At 58.4% G+C, this 19,497-nt stretch carries 21 protein-coding genes; 9 read left to right on the plus strand and 12 right to left on the minus strand.

The window, feature by feature from the left end; all coding sequences use genetic code 11:
• Positions 1 to 123: 123 nt before the first annotated feature.
• Entirely contained in the window at positions 124 to 486 is a 363-nt protein-coding gene (locus ACSQ13_RS04605; RefSeq protein WP_295510356.1) for a RidA family protein, read from the plus strand.
• On the opposite strand, the gene ACSQ13_RS04610 is transcribed toward ACSQ13_RS04605, so the two are convergent.
• Positions 483 to 1,217 carry a DUF4760 domain-containing protein gene (locus ACSQ13_RS04610; RefSeq protein WP_295510353.1) on the minus strand — a complete coding sequence of 245 codons (735 nt, stop codon included), beginning with the start codon at positions 1,215 to 1,217 and terminating at the stop codon, positions 483 to 485. The genes ACSQ13_RS04605 and ACSQ13_RS04610 overlap by 4 nt on opposite strands.
• A 283-nt stretch (positions 1,218 to 1,500) precedes the next feature.
• Here ACSQ13_RS04610 and ACSQ13_RS04615 point away from each other — a divergent pair, with 283 nt between their 5' ends.
• Together ACSQ13_RS04615 and ACSQ13_RS04620 are read left to right on the plus strand one after the other, a co-directional pair.
• Positions 1,501 to 1,884: an NADH:ubiquinone oxidoreductase subunit NDUFA12 gene (locus tag ACSQ13_RS04615; RefSeq protein ID WP_176250181.1), complete on the plus strand. Its 384-nt coding sequence runs from the start codon at positions 1,501 to 1,503 to the stop codon at positions 1,882 to 1,884.
• A 3-nt stretch (positions 1,885 to 1,887) separates the two neighbouring features.
• Positions 1,888 to 2,241, plus strand: coding sequence for a DUF2155 domain-containing protein (locus ACSQ13_RS04620; RefSeq protein ID WP_176250180.1), 354 nt, complete (start codon positions 1,888 to 1,890; stop codon positions 2,239 to 2,241).
• On the opposite strand, the gene aat is transcribed toward ACSQ13_RS04620, so the two are convergent.
• Genes aat through accB form a run of 3 tightly spaced genes read right to left on the minus strand, consistent with a single transcriptional unit; the run spans position 2,205 to position 4,697 of the window.
• Positions 2,205 to 2,840 (minus strand): leucyl/phenylalanyl-tRNA--protein transferase, encoded by a 636-nt coding sequence (aat, locus tag ACSQ13_RS04625; protein WP_295510398.1) that lies wholly within the window; start codon positions 2,838 to 2,840, stop codon positions 2,205 to 2,207. The genes ACSQ13_RS04620 and aat overlap by 37 nt on opposite strands.
• Complete coding sequence (accC, locus tag ACSQ13_RS04630) at positions 2,833 to 4,185, minus strand: acetyl-CoA carboxylase biotin carboxylase subunit (RefSeq protein WP_176250179.1); 1,353 nt, start codon at positions 4,183 to 4,185, stop codon at positions 2,833 to 2,835. Before accC ends, aat begins: the two co-directional genes overlap by 8 nt.
• An 11-nt stretch (positions 4,186 to 4,196) precedes the next feature.
• The gene (accB, locus tag ACSQ13_RS04635; protein ID WP_176250178.1) at positions 4,197 to 4,697 is read right to left on the minus strand and encodes an acetyl-CoA carboxylase biotin carboxyl carrier protein; all 501 of its coding nucleotides are present in this window, start codon (positions 4,695 to 4,697) and stop codon (positions 4,197 to 4,199) included.
• Between the two features lie 149 nt (positions 4,698 to 4,846).
• Between accB and ACSQ13_RS04640 the strand changes: the two genes are divergently transcribed.
• The gene (locus ACSQ13_RS04640) at positions 4,847 to 6,352 is read left to right on the plus strand and encodes an AMP-binding protein (protein ID WP_295510348.1); all 1,506 of its coding nucleotides are present in this window, start codon (positions 4,847 to 4,849) and stop codon (positions 6,350 to 6,352) included.
• 80 nt (positions 6,353 to 6,432) lie between these two features.
• On the opposite strand, the gene ACSQ13_RS04645 is transcribed toward ACSQ13_RS04640, so the two are convergent.
• The 5 genes from ACSQ13_RS04645 to ACSQ13_RS04665 all read right to left on the minus strand — a co-directional run bounded on the left by ACSQ13_RS04645 (position 6,433) and on the right by ACSQ13_RS04665 (position 11,689).
• Positions 6,433 to 7,188, minus strand: a complete 756-nt coding sequence (locus ACSQ13_RS04645) for an ABC transporter ATP-binding protein (protein WP_176250176.1) — start codon at positions 7,186 to 7,188, stop codon at positions 6,433 to 6,435.
• A gap of 44 nt (positions 7,189 to 7,232) precedes the next feature.
• Positions 7,233 to 7,997, minus strand: coding sequence for an ABC transporter ATP-binding protein (locus tag ACSQ13_RS04650; protein ID WP_176250175.1), 765 nt, complete (start codon positions 7,995 to 7,997; stop codon positions 7,233 to 7,235).
• Between the two features lie 12 nt (positions 7,998 to 8,009).
• Positions 8,010 to 9,200, minus strand: coding sequence for a branched-chain amino acid ABC transporter permease (locus tag ACSQ13_RS04655; RefSeq protein WP_176250174.1), 1,191 nt, complete (start codon positions 9,198 to 9,200; stop codon positions 8,010 to 8,012).
• A gap of 3 nt (positions 9,201 to 9,203) precedes the next feature.
• Positions 9,204 to 10,235 (minus strand): branched-chain amino acid ABC transporter permease, encoded by a 1,032-nt coding sequence (locus tag ACSQ13_RS04660; protein WP_176250173.1) that lies wholly within the window; start codon positions 10,233 to 10,235, stop codon positions 9,204 to 9,206.
• A gap of 89 nt (positions 10,236 to 10,324) precedes the next feature.
• Complete coding sequence (locus ACSQ13_RS04665; RefSeq protein ID WP_176250172.1) at positions 10,325 to 11,689, minus strand: substrate-binding protein; 1,365 nt, start codon at positions 11,687 to 11,689, stop codon at positions 10,325 to 10,327.
• Positions 11,690 to 11,918: 229 nt separating this feature from the next.
• On the opposite strand from ACSQ13_RS04665, the gene ACSQ13_RS04670 reads away from it, so the two are divergent.
• The 5 genes from ACSQ13_RS04670 to ACSQ13_RS04690 all read left to right on the plus strand — a co-directional run bounded on the left by ACSQ13_RS04670 (position 11,919) and on the right by ACSQ13_RS04690 (position 18,146).
• Positions 11,919 to 13,217, plus strand: coding sequence for a helix-turn-helix transcriptional regulator (locus ACSQ13_RS04670; protein WP_295510342.1), 1,299 nt, complete (start codon positions 11,919 to 11,921; stop codon positions 13,215 to 13,217).
• Positions 13,218 to 13,345: 128 nt separating this feature from the next.
• Entirely contained in the window at positions 13,346 to 13,729 is a 384-nt protein-coding gene (locus ACSQ13_RS04675) for a response regulator transcription factor (protein WP_176250170.1), read from the plus strand.
• Positions 13,726 to 14,001 (plus strand): hypothetical protein, encoded by a 276-nt coding sequence (locus ACSQ13_RS04680; RefSeq protein WP_176250169.1) that lies wholly within the window; start codon positions 13,726 to 13,728, stop codon positions 13,999 to 14,001. The genes ACSQ13_RS04675 and ACSQ13_RS04680 overlap by 4 nt, the downstream gene beginning before the upstream one ends.
• Positions 14,001 to 16,727 carry an ATP-binding protein gene (locus ACSQ13_RS04685; protein ID WP_295510338.1) on the plus strand — a complete coding sequence of 909 codons (2,727 nt, stop codon included), beginning with the start codon at positions 14,001 to 14,003 and terminating at the stop codon, positions 16,725 to 16,727. Before ACSQ13_RS04680 ends, ACSQ13_RS04685 begins: the two co-directional genes overlap by 1 nt.
• 66 nt (positions 16,728 to 16,793) lie before the next feature.
• Complete coding sequence (locus tag ACSQ13_RS04690; protein ID WP_435988225.1) at positions 16,794 to 18,146, plus strand: FliM/FliN family flagellar motor switch protein; 1,353 nt, start codon at positions 16,794 to 16,796, stop codon at positions 18,144 to 18,146.
• Between the two features lie 25 nt (positions 18,147 to 18,171).
• Here the strand turns inward: ACSQ13_RS04690 and ACSQ13_RS04695 are convergent, their stop codons facing one another.
• The 3 genes from ACSQ13_RS04695 to ACSQ13_RS04705 are packed head-to-tail and all read right to left on the minus strand — an operon-like array spanning position 18,172 to position 19,467.
• Positions 18,172 to 18,594 carry a TIGR01244 family sulfur transferase gene (locus tag ACSQ13_RS04695; RefSeq protein WP_176250166.1) on the minus strand — a complete coding sequence of 141 codons (423 nt, stop codon included), beginning with the start codon at positions 18,592 to 18,594 and terminating at the stop codon, positions 18,172 to 18,174.
• A 17-nt stretch (positions 18,595 to 18,611) separates the two neighbouring features.
• Complete coding sequence (locus ACSQ13_RS04700; RefSeq protein WP_176250165.1) at positions 18,612 to 19,034, minus strand: DUF6691 family protein; 423 nt, start codon at positions 19,032 to 19,034, stop codon at positions 18,612 to 18,614.
• A 1-nt stretch (position 19,035) separates the two neighbouring features.
• Complete coding sequence (locus tag ACSQ13_RS04705) at positions 19,036 to 19,467, minus strand: YeeE/YedE family protein (protein WP_176250164.1); 432 nt, start codon at positions 19,465 to 19,467, stop codon at positions 19,036 to 19,038.
• Positions 19,468 to 19,497 lie beyond the last annotated feature (30 nt).

The raw sequence follows: 19,497 nt of genomic DNA on the forward strand, positions 1-19,497 counted from the left end.
CCCTGACGGGTGCGCTTTTTTCGTTTGACGGCGGGTGTTTGGCGGGCTTTTGTATTTGGCATCTTGACGGCAGATCGGCTATTGGGTCTGACTGGCCTGCATATGTTTCACAAAGGACAAACCATGACACAGCGTATCTTTTCGGGTGGCGAATTCGAGGCCAAGATCGGCTATTGCCGCGCGGTCGTTGCAGGCGGGTTTGTGCATGTTGCAGGCACCGTGGGGCAGGGCGACACGGTCACCGACCAATGCCGCGCCGCTTTGGCCACGATTACGGGCGCGTTGAAAGAAGCGGGCTGTTCCATGGCCGATGTCGTGCGCGTGAACTATTACCTGCCGGACCGTGCTGAATTTGAGCCCTGCTGGCCGATCCTTGCGGAAACCTTTGGTGCCACACCGCCCGCAGCCACGATGATCGAATGCGGCCTGATCGACGACAAATACCGCATCGAAATCGAAGTCACCGCACTGGTCCCAACCGCTTAACCCAGACTTGGAATGGGGCGCTCGTTCGGGCTGCCGTTAATGTCGCGGGCATTATGCTTGCGCCATTGACCATAAAGGGCCGTCAGATGCTCGTATGTGTTGGGGTTAACCTGTTGCATGCCGGCAATCAGATGTCTGGAATCATCCACCAGATTGCACATGATGGATCGATAAGTCTTAAACAGCATCTCTTGATCTAGTTCTCCCTCTACCAAGCAGACCGCTAGAAATTCGTAAAAGTTGAGTATCCCAACAACCGCTGAGGCGCTGTTTCGGCATCTTTCAGCCTCATCCACTTCTGCTTGATCAAATGGGTTCGTGGCATAAGCCAACCTTGCCGTATTCCAGTTTTCAAAAGTAATATCGGTGTATTCTGGAAAAGAATGTTGCCGGTTTTTAAGCATTGCAACAAACTCCCCATTAAACCGAGCGTTCATAAGTAATGTAACAGTATGATGTCTACGTTGGGAAATTTTGGATGCGCGTGCGGTCAAAATATAGGTGGTGATCGCGGCAGCCAGCGCTATCGCCGCAACGGATAGGCTTGATACCTGTAAGAAGTCTGAAAATAATAGTCCCGATTTTAATGGGAACATACTGTATAAATCTGAAATGACATCTACGCCAACAGAGGCCAATAAAATTGCAAAAATCACAAAAATGGCGGACGCTAGCATAAGGAATACGGCCGCGAAGACGAGATAACCGAGGCTTTTGGGTGAATATCTCATAGTAGGATCGCTTTCCTTCTTTAGGGGATTTTAGCAAGATTGTGTTAAAAGAAATATCTTAATGAGGCAGATTTATTAAAACTTGATGCAACTGTTCGTAAAATAGCCAAAATTCAAGCCCTAGTCGAAAATAGCTACACTAATGTTTCTGCGCTAGAGTTCCAACATGAACATGCTAAAATTGTTAATGCATCTGAGCCAAGTTCGTTGCTTAGAAACCTACGCGGACTAGACGTTGCCCCACCAATCGGGCATAGACAAAACAAAGCTTCAGGAGACCTAAATGGGCATTCTATCTTCTTTCTTGCGCTGCGTTACTTGGTGGAACGGCCAGACGCTGAACACGCAGCTCTTTACGTGGCGCAAGGGCATCAAGGTGGGTGACGATGCCCAAGGCAATATTTACTACCGTAACGCCGATGACAGCAAACGCTGGGTGATCTTCAACGGAGAGATCGAGGCGTCGCGCGTGAACCCCGATTGGCACGGCTGGCTGCACCACACATGGGATCAAACCCCTGTCGACCGCCCGCTGGTGCACAAGGCATGGGAAAAGTCGCATCAGGAAAACCTGACCGGCACGCCACTGGCCTATGCGCCAGCAGGGTCGATCCGTCAGGCAAAACCGGCAGATCGGGGCGATTACGAGGCCTGGAGCCCGGAATAATCCATGCGCAAGATTCTGATTATGTTGGCGCTGCTGGCCGCCCCGGTTCAGGCGCAGCAGGTGACCAGCGCCAATGGTGCCGTCCTGCGGGCCCTGGACAAGATATCGGGCACCACGAAAGACTACGAGATGGTGCGCGGCCAGATCATCCGTGTCGGCAACCTCGAAGTTCAGATGAATGATTGCCGCTTTCCGTCTGGCAACCCTGCGGGCGATGCCTTTGCAGAGCTTGAGATTAGGGAAGAAGCAAGCGAGAACCGGCTGTTTTCAGGCTGGATGATCGCGTCTGCCCCGGCATTGTCGGCGCTTGAACACCCGCGTTACGACATTTGGGTCATCCGCTGCACGACCTCCTGAGGGGTCGCAGGGGCGGGGCCGCTAAAATCTGCTTCAAGCTGCTGTGCGGCGTCGAGTTGGCGGTGATAGGCATCGCGGGTGATCTCTATCGCGCCAAGTGATGCAAGATGCGGCGTCAGGAACTGCGTATCAAACAGCGTGAACCCACCCCGTTTCAGCCGGTCGATCAGGCAGGCCAAGGCGATTTTTGACGCGTTATCGCGGCGCGAAAACATGCTTTCCCCGAAAAACGCGGCCCCCAGCGTGACCCCGTACACCCCGCCGACCAGTTCATCACCGTCCCACACCTCAAGGGAATGGGCCGCCCCGCGGTCATGGAGCGCTTGGTACAGGGTGAAAATCTCGGCGTTGATCCATGTGTCTTCGCGGTCGGCACAACCGCGCACCACATCGGCAAAGGCGGTATCAATGGTGACGGTGAATTTGGTGCGGCGCATGGCGCGCGCCAGACTGCGCGAGATGTGAAATCCGTCGATGGGAAACACCCCGCGCAGCCGCGGATCGACCCAGAAAATATCCGGGTCGTCGCGGTGTTCTGCCATGGGGAAAATCCCCACGGAATAGCCTTTTAACAGCAGGTCCGGCGTCAGGTCAGGCATTGCCCAGGTTGGTTTCAAGCCAATGTTCCAGCCAGTGGATGTTGTAATCCCCTGTCAGCACATCTTTTTCTTCCAACAGCGCGTGAAACAACGGGATCGTCGTATCGACGCCATCCACGATCAATTCACCCAAGGCACGTTTCAGGCGCGCCAGCGCTTCGGGGCGGTCACGGCCATGCACGATCAGCTTGCCAATCAAACTGTCGTAATAGGGCGGGATCGAATAGCCGTCATACAGCGCACTGTCCATCCGCACACCAAGGCCACCGGGGGCATGGTACTGCGTGATCTTACCGGGGCAGGGCGAGAAGTTCGGCAGTTTTTCGGCGTTGATACGCACTTCGATCGCGTGGCCGTTGATCTTGAGGTCTTCTTGCTTGAACGACATGTCCATGCCGGAAGCCACACGGATTTGTTCGCGCACCAGATCGACGCCAAAGATGGCTTCGGTGACAGGGTGTTCCACCTGCAAACGGGTGTTCATCTCGATGAAATAGAACTCGCCGTTCTCGTACAGGAATTCGATGGTACCCGCACCGATATAGTTGATGTTGGCCATCGCGTCGGCACAGACCTTGCCGATACGGTCGCGCTCGGCTTGGCTGATCGAAGGGCCGGGGGCTTCCTCGAATACCTTTTGGTGACGCCTTTGCAGCGAACAATCGCGTTCACCCAGATGCACAGCGCGGCCTTTGCCATCGCCGAACACCTGAATTTCGATGTGGCGCGGGGTGGTCAGATATTTCTCGATGTAGACTTCGTCATTGCCAAAGTTCGATTTGCCTTCGGCGCGGGCGGTCATAAAGGCGCGTTCCATGTCGGCCGCGGTTTGCGCGACTTTCATGCCCTTGCCACCACCACCAGCCGTGGCCTTGATGATAACAGGATAGCCGATTTCTGCGCCGATGCGCTTGGCGTCATCCAGTGTCGGCACACCACCGTCAGAGCCGGGCACGCAAGGCACGCCGAGTTCTTTCATGGTATCCTTGGCAGTGATCTTGTCGCCCATGATGCGGATATGCGCGGCTGTTGGGCCGATAAAGGTCAGGCCGTGGTCTTCGAGAATCTGCACAAAACCGGCGTTTTCAGACAGAAAGCCATAGCCGGGGTGGATCGCTTCGGCACCGGTGATTTCGCAGGCAGCCACGATCGACGGGATCGACAGATAGGATTGCTGGGACGACGGCGGGCCGATGCAGACAGATTCGTCGGCCATGCGCACATGCATCGCGTCGCTATCCGCAGTCGAATGGACGGCGACCGAACCGATGCCCATTTCGCGCGCGGCGCGGATCACGCGCAACGCGATCTCGCCCCGGTTGGCGATAAGGATTTTCTTGAACATGGGTTTTCGCCTTATTCCAGGATCACCAAAGGTGCGCCAAATTCCACGGCTGCACCATCATCGACCAAGATACGCTTGACCGTGCCCGCACGCGGGGCGGGGATGTGGTTCATTGTTTTCATGGCTTCCACGATCAACAACGTGTCCCCTTCGGCGACGGTTGTCCCGACGCTGATAAAGGAAGGGGCACCGGGTTCGGCTTGCATATAGATCGTACCAACCATCGGCGACACAACCGCACCCGGATCGGAGGCCGGGTCCATGTTTTCGGGGGACGCAGGCGCAGGTGACGCCATTGCAGCCGGTGCCGGAGACGCCATCAGTGCAGGGGCCGCATGCATCTGCTGCGGGGCCACGATCTGCTGAGGCGGCTTGCGGCTGACCCGCACATTCAGGCTGTCGTCTTCTGCATAATCACGTTTGACTTGAAGCTCGGTCAGGTCGTTTTCGTTCAACAACTCTGCAAGCGCACGGATAAATGCCACATCTGCGTCATGGGTGTTTTTAGTCATTTTGTTCCTCAGCCAGTATATAACGCGGGGCGCGAATGCCTGTGCCCCAAAGTTGACGTCTTATAGGACATGGGCGCGGTTATGGAAAGCTACCAGTTGCCTAAGGGGCAGGGCCTTGCCAAACTGCGCAAAACGAGGGGGCATCGGGTATGAACTTGGCACATTGGCTGGCGCGCAGCGCGCAGACGGGCGGGGATCGCCCTGCGCTGTTTCAGGGGGAAACCTGTGTTGCAAGCTATGCGGAATTTGACGCGCGTGCGCGGGCGGTGGCGGGTTGGTTGCGCGGGCAGGGCGTGACCCCCGGCGACCGCGTGGCGATCTTTATGAAGAACACGCCGGACTATCTGATCGTGTTCTACGGGATCTGGTATGCTGGGGCCGCCGTTGTGCCGATCAACGCCAAGCTGCACAGCCGCGAGGCGGACTTCATCCTTGCCGATTCCGGCGCGCGCGTGGTCTTTGCCAGTGCCGGACTGGCCGAGGGTTTGGGCGAGGGTTCGGGTCTAAGCAGCGATGTGATTGTCACCCCTTCGGCGCGTTATGATGAAATTCTGACATCCGCGCCGGTTGACGCGGTGGCGAGCCGTGGTGCGGATGATCTGGCATGGCTGTTTTACACCTCGGGTACGACGGGCAAACCCAAGGGCGTGATCATCACCCACGGCATGGCCCTGTCGATGGCGCTTTGCTACGGCGTGGATGTGGATCAGGTTTCGGGCGATGATACAGCGCTTTATGCCGCCCCGATGAGCCACGGCGCGGGGCTGTACAATCTGATGCATGTGCAGGCCGGCGCGCGCCATGTCTGCCCCGCTTCGGGCGGATTTGAGGTGTCGGAGATTCTGGATTTGGCAGCACACTTTGGGCGGGTTCACATGTTTGCAGCCCCCACGATGGTGAAACGGCTGACCGACGGGGCGCGGGAATTGGGGCGTGACGGCACGGGGCTGCGCACGATCGTCTATGCGGGCGGGCCGATGTACAACGCCGATATCATTGATGCGGTTGATTATTTCGGGCCGGTCTTCGTGCAGATTTACGGGCAGGGCGAATGCCCCATGGGCATCACGGCACTGCCGCGCGCGGCTGTTTCGGATCGCACGCACCCCGGATGGCGGGCAAGGCTGGGGTCGGTCGGGCGCGCGCAATCGGCGGTGGAGGTGCGGATCGGCGATGCGGATGGCAGGCCCGTCGCCGATGGCACCGCGGGCGAAATCATGGTGCGCGGGCAGACGGTGATGCCGGGCTATTGGAACAATCCGGCCGCCACAGATGCAACGCTGCAAGACGGCTGGCTGATGACGGGGGACGTGGGGATGATGGACGGCGAAGGCTATGTCACCCTGCAAGACCGCAGCAAGGATGTGATCATCACCGGCGGCTCGAACGTCTACCCCCGCGAGGTCGAGGAAATCCTGCTGGAACATGGCGGGGTGATTGAAGCATCGGTTGTGGGGCGTGCCCATGCTGATTGGGGCGAGGAAGTGGTGGCCTTCATTGTGGGAACGGCACCTGAGGGCGAGCTTGACGCGTTGTGCCTTGACCGCATTGCGCGGTTCAAACGGCCCAAAACCTATGTCCGGGTCGATAGCCTGCCGAAAAACAACTATGGCAAGGTGCTAAAGACGGAACTGCGGTTGCTGTTGAAACCCTAAAGGGGCAACGGGGGCGGAAAATTTCGAATTTTCCGGACCGGAATTTCGAAAAATTCCGCCGCCCCCCGCTGCCGGTCGCTTTAGATGGCGAGGTATTCGGCCCGCAATTCGGCATTGTTCAACACTTCTTCGGCGGAGCCGTCAAAGACCACGCTGCCGGTGTCCATGATCACCGCACGGTCCGCCAGTTTCAGCGCGCGCACGGCGTTTTGTTCCACCAGAATGGTCGTGATCCCTTGGGATTTGATCAAGCTTAGTGTCTTTTCGATCTCGTCCACAATCACCGGGGCCAGACCCTCGTAAGGTTCATCCAGCAGCAGCACCTTGATGTCACGCGCCAATGCGCGGGCGATGGCGAGCATCTGCTGTTCACCCCCCGACAATGTCACGCCTTCTTGTTTGCGGCGTTCTTTCAGGCGGGGGAAAAGTTCATAGATGCGTTCCAGCGACCAGCCGATGGGTGGGGCGATCTGCGCAAGTTGCAGGTTTTCCTCGACCGTCAGGCCGGCGATGATCCTGCGGTCTTCGGGGACCAGTGCCATGCCGTTGGCTGCGGCCTCGTGGCTGGCCATCTTGTGCAGCGGTTTGTGATCCAGCCACACTTCGCCCTTGCGCAATTCCGGGTCGCCGATCTGCGCGATGGTGCGCAACGTCGATGTCTTGCCCGCGCCGTTGCGCCCCAGAAGGGCGAGAATTTCGCCTTCGTGAACGTTAAAGCTGACACCTTGCACGATATAGCTTTCGCCATAATAGGCATGGATATCCCACACCGACAGATAGGCGGGGGCGGTCGCCGCGTGGTTGGCGCTATTGGAAAAATCGGGGGTCGTGTTCATAATTCTATCCTTACGAGGGGTGCGGGTCCGAGCCCCGCCCAACGTCATGCAGCGTCTTGAGATTCGCCCAGATATGCTTCGCGGACCTTGGGGTGGCCCTTGATGTTATCGGGGGTGTCTTCGACAAGGGGCGTGCCTTGGGCCAGCACGGTGATCCGTTCGGCCAGCGAGAACACCACATGCATGTCATGTTCGATGATGGCGATGGTGATGTCGCGCTCCTCTTTGATCTGTTTGAGCAGATCAATGGTGTTGTTGGTATCGGCGCGCGCCATGCCGGCTGTCGGTTCATCCAGCAGCAACAGGCGGGGGTCTTGCGCCAGACACATCGCGATCTCGAGCCGGCGTTTGTCACCACGCGACATGGAAGCCGCGTGCATGTGACGTTTATCCGCCAGTTTCATCTCGACCAGCATTTCCTCGGCTTTGTCGATCACATCGCGTTGGCTGCCGACAGAGCCGTAGCCGTTCAACGCAAAAGCCCCGTCACGTTTGGCAAAACACGGGATCAACATGTTTTCCTGCACGCTGAGATCGCCAAAGATTTCGGGCGTCTGGAAAACGCGGGAAATGCCCATCTGGTTGATCTCGTAGGGTTTGCGCCCCAGCACCGACCGCCCGTCGAACATAACCGATCCGGTATCGGGGATCAGTTTGCCGACAAGGCAGTTGAGCAGGGTGGATTTGCCCGCGCCGTTCGGTCCGATGATCGCATGGACCGTGTTTTCGGCAACATTCAGGTTCACATTGCCTAGCGCTTGCAGACCACCAAAGCGCTTGTTGACGTTTTTGACTTCAAGAATATTCATCGCGTCCGCTCCTTATTCTGCAGGGGTTTTTGTGCCGTCAGGCGTGTTGGTATCCGCTTTCTTGCGGCGGAACAGGCGACCGATGCGTTGACCGCCCTCGACCAGACCACCGGGCAGGAAGATCACAACCAGCATGAACAACAGACCCAGTGTCAGGTGCCAGCCTTTGCCCACGAAGGGGTGGATAATCGTGATGATAAAGTCCTCGATCCCGTCAGGCATGAAGGAAAACCAGCCATGCAGAACGTTGTCGTTGATCTTGGAGAAGATGTTTTCAAAGTACTTGATAAAGCCCGCGCCCAATACTGGCCCCAAAAGGGTACCGGCACCGCCAAGGATCGTCATCAGAACCACTTCGCCCGAGGCCGTCCACTGCATCCGTTCGGCCCCGGCTAGCGGGTCCATCGCGGCCAGCAAACCACCGGCAAGACCGGCATACATGCCCGAGATGACAAAGGCCGCCAATGTGTAGGGCTTGGTGTTCAGGCCGGTGTAGTTCATGCGCTGCTGGTTCGATTTCACGGCACGCAGCATCAACCCGAAAGGCGAGCGGAAGATGCGGATCGAGATATAGAAGGCAACGAGCATGAGCAGGGCACACAGGTAGTAGCCAACGGAGAAGGTGAAGGACCAGCTGCCAACATCAATGGTGGCCGCGGAGTTCATCTGCGCCCCGAAGAGGTTGGGGTAGCTTGGTGCATTGGCCCCGTCCAGAATGCGCGGATCACTGAGCGAGATTTGCAGGCCGGTTTCACCATTGGTGATCGGTGTCAGCACCGAATAGGCCAGGTTGAACGACATTTGCGCAAAGGCCAGCGTCAGGATCGAGAAGTAGATCCCCGAACGGCGCAGCGACACATAGCCGATCACGACCGAGAACAGGCCCGCCACGATCACCGACAACAGGATCGCTGGGATCACGTTCATCGACAAAAGCTTCATCATCCAGACGGCGGAGTAGCTTCCCACACCCAGAAAGGCGGCGTGGCCGAAGCTGAGATAGCCGGTCAGGCCAAACAGGATGTTATAGCCGATGGCGAAAATCCCGAAGATCACAAAGCGTTGCATCAGGTCGGGATAGCCCGCGTTGAATTGCGCCATGCCGGAATCAGCCGGAAAGGGGTTGAGCAGGATCGGTGCGGCCATGGCAAGAAGAGCCACCAGCAACAATACCCCAAGGTCTTTTTTGTTCAGTCCAAGCATGGCTTATTCCTCCATCACGCCTTTGCGGCCCATCAGGCCCCGTGGGCGTGTCAGCAAGATGATAATCGCGACAACATAAATGATGATCTGGTCGATACCCGGCAGGATATTCTTGACTTCGTTCATCGAGGCAAAGGATTCCAGGATACCCAGAAGGAAGCCCGCCAGCACCGCACCGGGCAAAGAGCCCATGCCGCCGACAACAACCACAACAAAGCTGAGAACCAGAAAATCCATGCCCATATGATAGTTGGGCGAGTTAATCGGCGCGTACATGACACCTGCCAATCCCGCGACTGCGGCGGCGATGCCAAACATGATGGTAAAGCGCTTGTCGATGTTGATCCCCAAAAGGCCGACGGTTTCGCGGTCTGCCATACCGGCGCGCACAACCATCCCGAAGGTGGTGAACTGCAAGAAGGCAAAGACGCCACCGATGATCACGGCCGAGAAGGCGAAATAGATCAGGCGCCAGTAGGGGTAGATGATCGCGTTGGGATCAAAGCCCAGCAGCACGCCGAAATCGAACGACCCGCGGAACGCCTCGGGGGCGGCGGTGGGGATCGGGTTTGCACCGTAGAAATACTTGATCACTTCCTGAAGCACGATCGCCAGACCAAAGGTCACAAGGATCTGATCGGCGTGAGGGCGCTTGTAGAAGTGTTTGATCAGACCGCGCTCCATGATGAAGCCGATGGCGATCATCACAGGGATGGCAAACAGGATGGACAGCGGAACGGACCAGTCGAGCATCCATGCACCGGCGCTCTCGCCGAACCATTCTTTGATATAAAGGACATCGTCGTACTTGGGCTTGCCCAAGAAATCAGTGCCTGACGGCTCGGAGGCCAGATGGCTCAAGCTGAAGATTTTGCTAAGTGTAACAGCACAGAATGCGCCGATCATAAAGATCGCGCCGTGTGCAAAGTTGACCACACCCAGCGTGCCGAAGATCAGGGTCAGACCAAGCGCGATGAGCGCATAGGCTGAGCCTTTGTCCAACCCGTTTAGAAGTTGCAAAAGAATGGCGTCCATCGCGGGGCCCTCGAATTTTTAATGAGTGAAAGGCGGATCAGACCGCCTGCAAGAAAAGGCGGAGGTATCCCTCCGCCTTAGACTTGTACTTACGCGCCTGGGTTACAGTTGCCCAATTCGCCACCCGCAAACATCGGGTGATCGACATCATAGGTAACCTGCTCGGCTGGTGTTGCTTCAACGATTTCCACCAGATCGTATTCGTTTTCTGGGTTCTCTTTACCCTTCACAACGACAACGTCCTTAAAGCACTGGTGATCGCCGGCACGGTACAGCGTCGGGCCGTTGCCCAGACCGTCGAATTCAAAGCCTTCAAGAGCTTCGACAACGGCACATGGGTTGAACGAACCAGCGCGGGCAACCGCATCAGCATAAAGCAGCGTCTGTGCATAGCAGGTCTGAGCAGCCTGGCTTGGCGGGAAGCCGTACTTGGTACCGAACGACTGAACAAAGGCGTTTGTACCTGTGTAGCGTGCGCCCAGCTGGTCTTCGAGCTTCCAATCCCAGTTCTGCGAACCAACGATACCGGCAATGTTTTTGCCTGCACCACGAGCCATCAGCTCGGAGTAGAGTGGAACAACGATTTCGAAGTTCTTGCCGTTAACCTGCTTGTCGCGCAGACCGAACTGAACAGCGTTGGTCAACGAGTTAACCATGTTCCCGCCGTAGTGGTTCAGAACCAGAACATCGGCACCGGAGTTCAGAACAGGTGCGATATAGGAGGAGAAGTCAGTCGCGGCGAGCGGTGTGCGCACGTCGTTGATGGTTTCCCAACCCATTGCCTCGGTTGCGGCCTGGATCGATTCCTGCTGTGTCCAGCCCCATGTGTAGTCGGCTGTCAGGCTGTAGACCTTGCGGTCGTCGCCATAGAGGTTCTTGAGAACCGGTGCCAGAGCGGCAGCAGACATGTAGGCGTTAAAGAAGTGACGGAAACCGTTGGCCTTCTTGTCTTTGCCTGTTGTGTCGTTGGAGTGGGTCAGACCCGCCATGAAGATCACGCCGGCTTCTTGGCACAGGCCCTGAACAGCAACAGCCACACCGGAGGACGAGCCACCGGAGATCATGATTGCGCCGTCTTTCTGGATCATCGACTGCGCCGAAGCACGTGCCGCGTCGGATTTTGTCTGTGTGTCACCGGTAACGAACTGGACTTTCTTGCCCATGATACCGTTGCCTTCAAGCGCCTTGGAGCTGAAGGTTTGCAGCATGCCGCCGTCGCCGCCACCGTTCAGGTGCTCGACCGCGAGCTCGAATGCGCGCAGTTCGTCTGCGCCCTCATCCGCGTAGGGGCCCGATTGTGGAACGTTAAAGCCCAGCGTGACCGTGTCGCCCTGTGGCGCGTTGGTAAAGCCGGAATGCGACGCAGCGCTAAGATACGTCGGCAGTGCAAGGCCAGCGCCGGCAACGGCACCGGTCTTCATAAGACCACGACGTGTCAAATTCGAAAATGACATGTATTTCCTCCCAATTGTTGAAACCGCGTCATGGTTATTTTCCATGTACACGATGCACAGAGGTGCAAAGACGATATGAGGGGAAAACTGAAAACCAATCAATAAGCCCCTTGATAAAAACACTTATTCTGTAAATATATTCGCAAACAAGGCGAGGAAGTTGTAAACTTTATGATGTTGCATTGCAGAAAGCCGTTGAAATTGCGCGCTAATTCGGGATCTACAGCCTTTGTCGCGTGAGGCGTTGACCGGCAGCCGTATTCGCGAGCGGCGGATCATGGCGGGGCAGAAGCAAGCCGACCTTGCCAATGTCATCGGAATCTCGGCCAGCTATCTGAATCTGATCGAACACAACCGCCGCAGAATCGGCGGCAAGCTGTTGTTGAACATCGCCGCAGCACTTGGGGTCGAGCCGACGGCCCTCACAGAAGGGGCCGAAGCCGCGCTGATTGGCACCCTGCGCGAGGCGGCGGTTGATGCAGGGCTCAGCGGCCCCGAGGTCGGGCGCGCGGATGAATTCGCCGGGCGTTTTCCCGGCTGGGCGGATGTGCTGGCCAACACCCAACGGCGCATTGCAACGCTTGAGCGGACCATCGAAACCCTGACCGACCGTCTGGCCCATGACCCCCATCTTGCGGCCTCCATGCATGAATTGCTGACCACGGCGGCGGCGATCCGGTCCACGGCGTCGATCCTGGCGGATACCAAGACGCTTGAACCCGAATGGCGCGACCGTTTTCACATCAACATTGACCAGGACAGCCGCCGTCTGGCCGACAGTGCGCAGGCTTTGGTCGGTTATCTTGAGGCGGACCCCGAAACCACACCCGCCGCCAGTTCCCCCCAAGAAGAGGTCGAGGCCTTTCTGGCGGCGCACCGGTTCCAGTTTGCCGTGTTGGAGCAAGCCGGCCATGACGAGACCGCGATCGAGGCGCTGGCCCAGGCCGCGCCCGAATTGAAAAGCGTCGCGGCCCGCCATATCGCGCGCACGGTCTTGCAACAGGTCGCTGTGGATGCGGATGCCTTGCCGATTGCGCGGCTCGCAGAGCTGATGGAGAGCCTTGGCCGTGACCCGATGGCCTTGGCGCAGCAGCTGCATCAACCGGTCGGCCGCGTGCTGCGGCGGATGGCCGCAATGCCCGATCTGGGGGCCGGTTTGCTGGTCTGCGACCGGTCCGGAACGGTAATTTTCCGCAAATCCATCGAAGGTTTCGTGGTGCCGCGTTTTGGCGCGGGCTGCCCGCTGTGGCCGCTGTTTGCGGTGTTGGGAAACCCCGGCGTCGTGGTCAAGGAACGGCTGGCGCAATTGGGCCGCAGTCACGCTGAATTCGACTGTATTGCCGCCTGCGAAGTCCAATCCGCGCACAGCTATAATGCGCAGCCCTTGGTGCAGTCGGTGATGTTGATTTTGCCCGCGCAGGGGCTGGCGGCGGGGCCCAGGCTGGATGTGGGGGCGACCTGCCGGGTCTGTCCGCGCGACCACTGTCCGGCACGGCGCGAACCATCGATCCTGAACGACGGCGTCTAGTATCCCGTGTATCGGCGATGTTAGCGCCAACAGTGTTTTGACAGTCCCGGCAATAAGGTGCATCCTTCAAACCGGTGTCAAAGATCGCTTTTCAAAGCGGCAGGCACCTTCAGGGGAGGGATATGTCGATGGCAAAGCACGTGGTGCTCGTCGAGGATGAAACAAACATTGCAGAGGCGATCCGCTTTTTGCTGGGCCGCGAGGGCTGGCGGGTCGAAACATTGGCCAATGGTGCGACGGCAGTCGATGTGATCCGCAAGGCCCGCCCCGATCTGGTGATGCTTGACGTGATGTTACCCGGCAAAAGCGGGTTCGAGATTTTAAAGGAATTGCGCGCCGATCCGGGATTTGCCGATCTGCCGATCCTGATGCTGACCGCGCGCGGGCAGGCCCGTGACCGCGAGATGGCCGAAGGTGCCGGTGTCAGCCGCTTTATGACGAAACCGTTTTCGAATGCAGAAATGCTTGAGGCGGTCCAGTCGCTTACCACGGCGACGCCGACCCCGTCATGACCACCAACCGGCCCGGATCGCCCCTGTTTCTGGCACGGCGCAGCTACCGGTTTCGCCGCTTGATGGATGCCGTGCGGCTGCTGCCGGTTCTGGCGCTGGCCTTTTGGCTGGTGCCGCTTTTGTGGCCGGTCCCTGATCAGGCGTCCGATCCGGCGGTGACCACGTCTCATGCGCTGCGCTATATCTTTGGGGTCTGGTTGGGCATGATTGTGCTGGGCGTGTTTCTGTGGCGGCGGACCGCGCGCCAGATTGCCCGGGAAAACCAAAGCTGATGGTGTCCCTGAACCAACTGATTGCGGTTTGCCTGCTGTATGTTGTCGGGTTGTTTGCAGTTGCCTTTGCGGCTGAACGGGCGGCGGTCAAAGGGCGGGGCGACTGGCTGTTGCGCTCGCCTTTGGTCTATACCTTGTCGTTGTCGATTTATTGCACCGGCTGGACGTTCTACGGCGCGGTTGGCTATGCCGCGCGGTCGGGGCTGGAATATGTGACGATCTATCTGGGCCCCAGTCTTGTGATGATCGGCTGGTGGTGGCTGCTGCGCCGCCTTGTGCGCATCGGGCGGTCCCACCGCGTGACATCGGTCGCGGATCTGATTTCATCGCGCTATGGCAAGTCGAACCTGTTGGCTATTCTAGTGACGGTGATGGCCGTGATCGGCGTGACCCCTTATATTGCCTTGCAATTGCAGTCGGTTACCTTGTCCCTGTCGATATTTGCCGCCCCGCCAAACCTGACCGGAGGGGCCGGCGACCCGATCAACACCGCGCAGGCCGCGTTTTGGGTGGCGGTGGGGCTGGGGCTGTTTACCGTCCTGTTCGGCACCCGCAACCTGAACGTCAACGAACGCCACCACGGCGTTGTCATCGCCATCGCGGTCGAAGCCATCGTAAAGCTGCTGGCGCTGATTGCCGTCGGTATCTTTGTGGTCTGGGGCCTTGCCGGCGGCGTGACCGAGGCGATGGCACAGATCGACCGGTCTGACATCGGAACATGGCAGGTGGATGGCGGGCGGTGGGCGACGCTGACCTTGCTGGCGGCCGCCGCGCTGATCTGTTTGCCGCGGATGTTTCAGGTTCTGGTCGTTGAAAACGACGACGAACGCCATCTGCAAATCGCCAGCTGGGCCTTTCCGCTGTATCTGATGATGATGAGCCTGTTCGTCGTGCCGATCGCGGTGGTCGGGCTTGACCTGCTGCCCGAAGGGTCGAACCCCGATTTGTTCGTGCTGAGCCTGCCGTTAAGCCAGGGGCAGAACAATCTGGCGATGCTGGCGTTTCTGGGCGGGTTCTCATCAGCGACGTCGATGGTGATTGTGGCGACCCTCGCGCTGTCCACAATGGTCAGCAACCACATCGTGATGCCGATCTGGCTGGCCTTCGGGCAGGGCACCGTGCAGCAGTCGGGGGACGTGCGCCATGTGGTGATCCTGTCGCGGCGGCTGTCGATCCTGTTTATCATCGCACTTGGCTATTTCTATTACCGCGCTTCGGGGGGCAGTGGCGCGCTGGCGGCCATCGGGACGATTTCCTTTGGCGGGGTGGCGCAGTTTCTGCCGGTTTTGCTGGGCGGTGTGTTCTGGCGCGGGGCAACCCGTACGGGGGCGGTTTTCGGCCTGTGCATCGGCTTTTCCGTGTGGGTGTTCACCATGCTCTTGCCCAGCTTTGGCCCCGACGGAGCGCTGTCTGCACAGACCTTTGAGCAGGGGTTGTGGGGGCTGGCATGGCTGCGCCCCGAGGCGATGTTCGGCGTCAGCGGGCTGGACCCGACCGTGCATGCCGTGGTCTGGAGCCTGTCGCTCAACACGCTGGCTTTCATTTTTGGATCACTGGTCAGTTTCCCCTCTCCGGTGGAGCGGTTGCAGGGCGCGCAATTCGTCAACATCTTTGACCATTCAAGCCCGACACGCGGCTGGACCGCCTCCGAGGCCGGAACCGAAGACCTGATGATCATGGCGCAACGCATTCTGGGGCCGGTCGAGGCACAGGCGTTTTTTCGCGCTCAGGCGCAGTTGCAGGAAAAAGCCGAAGGATTGCCGGAACCCACGCCGCGCTTTGTTCAGGCGCTGGAGCGCGAGCTTGCGGCATCGGTGGGGGCCGCAACGGCCCATGCGATGGTGGCGCAACTGGTGGGGGGCACATCGGTATCGGTGCGCGACCTGCTGGCGGTTGCCGACGAATCCGCACAGATGCTGGAATATTCCAGCCAACTCGAGATCAAGTCGCGTGAATTGTCGGATACGGCGGAAAAACTGCGCAGCGCCAATGACAAGCTGACCCAGTTGTCGCATCAAAAAGACAGTTTTCTCAGCCAGATCAGCCATGAATTGCGCACGCCCATGACGTCAATCCGGTCGTTCTCGGAAATCTTGCGCGATGCCGAAGCATTAAGCCCCGAGGAAAAGACCCGCTATGCGTCGATCATCCATTCCGAGACGATCCGCCTGACGCGGCTGTTGGACGATCTGCTGGGGTTGTCGGTTCTGGAAAACGGGGCCGTCACGTTGAACCGGCAAAAGGGCGCATTGCGCGGGGTGCTTGACCTTGCCGTGACCACGGCACAGGCGGCAAATACCCGCACGATCAAGATCATTCGAAACCCCGCCGACGAAGACGTGATGCTCGAGACCGATCTGGACCGGCTTGCGCAGGTGTTCATCAATCTGATCACCAATGCGCAGAAATATTGTGTCTCTGACACGCCGGAACTGGGGATCAACGTCATGCTGCAAGGCGATCAGGTTGCGATTGATTTTATTGACAACGGCAGCGGCATTGAAGTGGCATCGCGTGCGTTGATCTTTGAGAAATTTGCCCGCGTTCCGGGACAGGGCGGCGAAGGGGCGGGTTTGGGCCTTGCGATCTGCCGTGAAATTATCACGCGTTTGCAGGGGAATATCACCTATTTGCCCGATGCGCAGGGCACCGGTTTTCGCGTGACTTTGCCTGCGGTGCCGCGCAGCGGTGCCAGTGATAATATTGATGCCGCCGCATCTGCATAAAGGTCATCTTTACCATTAACCGTCTAGACCTGACCTAATGGGGTTTTGAGTCCGGCGGAGTATCCAGTGACGGAGCAGCAACAATCAGTGATGCGGCGCAAGGCGCATGCGGGGCGGGCTTTGCACCAGTCGCGCACTGTTTCCGTGCTCAAGGCGCTGCGGCTGACCCTGTCCAAAGTCGGCAATGATCTGTTTTCGCTGCCCGTGGCCACATTGGGGGCGACGCAGGAGATTATTGAAAACGATGCCTGTGTCGACGTGTTTCAGGACGATCATTTGCTGATCCTGCTGGATGGCCCGGCCGGTGCACGCGGGGCGGTCATGGTTGCCCCGGCGCTGGTCGGGGGGCTGATCCAGCAGCAAACAATGGGAGAAGTGCATCCGGTCAAGGGGGACGGACCCGCGCGCGCCATGACGGCCACGGATGCATCGCTGATCGAGCCCTTGATCAACAGCCTGTTGGAACGCGCGGCCCCTTTGCCCGAAACCGAAGAAGAACAGCGGATGCTGACGGGGTTCCGGTTCGGAGCCAAGGCGCAGGATGTGCGCTTGCTGATGCTGGCGCTGGATGCCCATGAATTTCATATCCTGCGTTTTACGCTGGATTTGTGCAAAGGGGCGCGGCAGGGCGAAATGCTGTTCTGTCTGCCGGTACCTGCGCCACCGCCCAAGGTCGAACAGACTGACCCGGACGGTGAAGACGGTGCCGTGTCGGGCACAAGAAAAACCCTGTGCGAGAATGTCTTGGGCCTGAAGGCTGATTTGATCGTGTCACTGACGCAGATCAAGATGTCGATCCGGGCGGCAGGGGCATTGCAGGTCGGGCAGGTGCTTGATCTGGGCCATGTCAGTTTTGACACGGCACAGGTGCGCACACGGCAGGGGCGGATATTGGGAGAAGGCGTGCTGGGCCAGAAGGATGGCCAGCGCGCATTGCGTTTGAAACACCGTGCGAAAAAACAGGATGCGCCAAGACGAAGGGAGACTGACGGCAATGCATTGCGCGACGAAGGCGCACTAGATGCACAATTCGAAGATTTCTATAGCGTGCAAGACCTGCCTGCATTGCCTGAGCATCCGCAGATGCCCGATGCCGGCTTGCCAGACTTCGGATTGCCGACATCAGGTTTCCCGACGTCAGGAATGCCAGACAAAGGGATGCCAATGTCAGGCATGCCGGATCTGCCAACGTCAGGGTTGCCTGATATGCCAATGTCAGGAATGCCGGATCTGCCATCGTCAGGAATGCCGGATCTGCCATCGTCAGGAATGCCGGATCTGCCATCGTCAGGGTTGCCTGATCCTGAAATGGGCTTTGCCAACGCCCCGATGCCCGACATGTCGGACCTGCCGGGTTTCGAGGATGAGGAGGGGGAAGGAAATGACGCAAACCCGATCAGCCAGTTTCAGACCGGCTGATCGAAAAATTATGCGTGCTAGTCGCTTAGGCGTATGACGCGCTTAGGACGCCGCGCATGTGGGACAGATCATAGCCCCCCGCACGCGCGGCTTCGATCAGCTCGTCGGCAGGAACTTCGCCAGCCTGACCAAGCGCCCAAGCAATGGTAGAGCGTGTCCCTGACGCGCAATAGGCCAGCACGGTTTCGTCCAGTGCCGTGCTGATCGCGCGGTTATTGGCGATGACATCAGGTGTCATCGTCTGATGGGTCAGCGGCTGATACGCAAATTTGATCCCCGCAGCCTCGGCGGCGGCTTTGATGGCCTCGTGCTGATGGCTTGGGGGCACTTCCGCATCCGGGCGGTTGCACAGGATCAAGGTGATACCTGCCTCGGCGATCGCGGCCATGTCGGACGGATCAATCTGAGGCGAAGCAAAGAAGCGGGGGGTGATTTTGCGCATATCCATAGCTTGATTTAACCAGCTCAGCCTTTGCTGTCCAGCAGTGGTGACACTTTGGGGGCAATCAACATGCCCGCCAGCATCGCGACCAGAAAGACCAACCCTGCAACGCCGCCAAAGCTCAGCGATGCGACAGCCGGACCTGGGCAAAGCCCGACCAGACCCCAGCCCATACCGAACAGAATGGCACCGATGATCAGCTTGCGGTCAAACTTTGCCGGCGCGGGCGCAGGGAATTCGCCGCCAATCACGGGTTTGCGGTTGCGTGTCAAAACCCAGGCAACGGCCATTGGCAAGATCGCGCCGCCCATAACAAAGGCCAAAGTCGGATCCCAATTACCGAAGAAATCAAGGTACCCCTGAACTTTGACCGTGTTGGTCATATCGGCAAGGTACAGGCCAATGCCGAACAGGGCACCGGACAAAATGGCAAACATATTCCGCATCTTACAGTGCTCCTGTCATGGCGCGCAGGGCAGCAACCATCACCGCGCCCGCAAAGATATAGATCAAGGTCGACACGATCCCGCGTGGGGACAGCCGCGAAATACCGCAGACCCCGTGGCCGGAGGTACAGCCGCCGCCGATCCGTGTACCGACACCGACCAAAAGGCCGCCAATCACGATCAAGGCATAGTTATCGGTCACGTTGGTTTCCCCAGGAACTCCCGTAAACAGGATCAGTACCGCAGGGGCGATAAGCAGCGCCGCGACGAAACATACCCGCTCGATCCAGTTGCTGCGGCCCGACCCGTCAACCAGACCACCGATAATGCCGCTGGCCCCCATGATGCGCCCGTTGCCCAGCAAATAGACGGCACCGCCGCAGCCGATGATGAGGCCGCCAATCAGGCCCCAGATCCAATCCATCTCAATCATATTTTATTCCGATCACACGTTAAGAAAGGG

The organism is Sulfitobacter sp. SH22 (assembly GCF_965641905.1).
GTDB lineage: Bacteria > Pseudomonadota > Alphaproteobacteria > Rhodobacterales > Rhodobacteraceae > Sulfitobacter.

Coding starts and splice junctions, on each gene's coding strand:
- ACSQ13_RS04605 (WP_295510356.1), top strand. CDS start 124: ATGACACAGCGTATCTTTTCGGGTGGCGAATTCGAGGCCAAGATCGGC.
- ACSQ13_RS04610 (WP_295510353.1), bottom strand. CDS start 1,217: ATGAGATATTCACCCAAAAGCCTCGGTTATCTCGTCTTCGCGGCCGTA.
- ACSQ13_RS04615 (WP_176250181.1), top strand. CDS start 1,501: ATGGGCATTCTATCTTCTTTCTTGCGCTGCGTTACTTGGTGGAACGGC.
- ACSQ13_RS04620 (WP_176250180.1), top strand. CDS start 1,888: ATGCGCAAGATTCTGATTATGTTGGCGCTGCTGGCCGCCCCGGTTCAG.
- aat (WP_295510398.1), bottom strand. CDS start 2,840: ATGCCTGACCTGACGCCGGACCTGCTGTTAAAAGGCTATTCCGTGGGG.
- accC (WP_176250179.1), bottom strand. CDS start 4,185: ATGTTCAAGAAAATCCTTATCGCCAACCGGGGCGAGATCGCGTTGCGC.
- accB (WP_176250178.1), bottom strand. CDS start 4,697: ATGACTAAAAACACCCATGACGCAGATGTGGCATTTATCCGTGCGCTT.
- ACSQ13_RS04640 (WP_295510348.1), top strand. CDS start 4,847: ATGAACTTGGCACATTGGCTGGCGCGCAGCGCGCAGACGGGCGGGGAT.
- ACSQ13_RS04645 (WP_176250176.1), bottom strand. CDS start 7,188: ATGAACACGACCCCCGATTTTTCCAATAGCGCCAACCACGCGGCGACC.
- ACSQ13_RS04650 (WP_176250175.1), bottom strand. CDS start 7,997: ATGAATATTCTTGAAGTCAAAAACGTCAACAAGCGCTTTGGTGGTCTG.
- ACSQ13_RS04655 (WP_176250174.1), bottom strand. CDS start 9,200: ATGCTTGGACTGAACAAAAAAGACCTTGGGGTATTGTTGCTGGTGGCT.
- ACSQ13_RS04660 (WP_176250173.1), bottom strand. CDS start 10,235: ATGGACGCCATTCTTTTGCAACTTCTAAACGGGTTGGACAAAGGCTCA.
- ACSQ13_RS04665 (WP_176250172.1), bottom strand. CDS start 11,689: ATGTCATTTTCGAATTTGACACGTCGTGGTCTTATGAAGACCGGTGCC.
- ACSQ13_RS04675 (WP_176250170.1), top strand. CDS start 13,346: ATGGCAAAGCACGTGGTGCTCGTCGAGGATGAAACAAACATTGCAGAG.
- ACSQ13_RS04680 (WP_176250169.1), top strand. CDS start 13,726: ATGACCACCAACCGGCCCGGATCGCCCCTGTTTCTGGCACGGCGCAGC.
- ACSQ13_RS04685 (WP_295510338.1), top strand. CDS start 14,001: ATGGTGTCCCTGAACCAACTGATTGCGGTTTGCCTGCTGTATGTTGTC.
- ACSQ13_RS04695 (WP_176250166.1), bottom strand. CDS start 18,594: ATGGATATGCGCAAAATCACCCCCCGCTTCTTTGCTTCGCCTCAGATT.
- ACSQ13_RS04700 (WP_176250165.1), bottom strand. CDS start 19,034: ATGCGGAATATGTTTGCCATTTTGTCCGGTGCCCTGTTCGGCATTGGC.
- ACSQ13_RS04705 (WP_176250164.1), bottom strand. CDS start 19,467: ATGATTGAGATGGATTGGATCTGGGGCCTGATTGGCGGCCTCATCATC.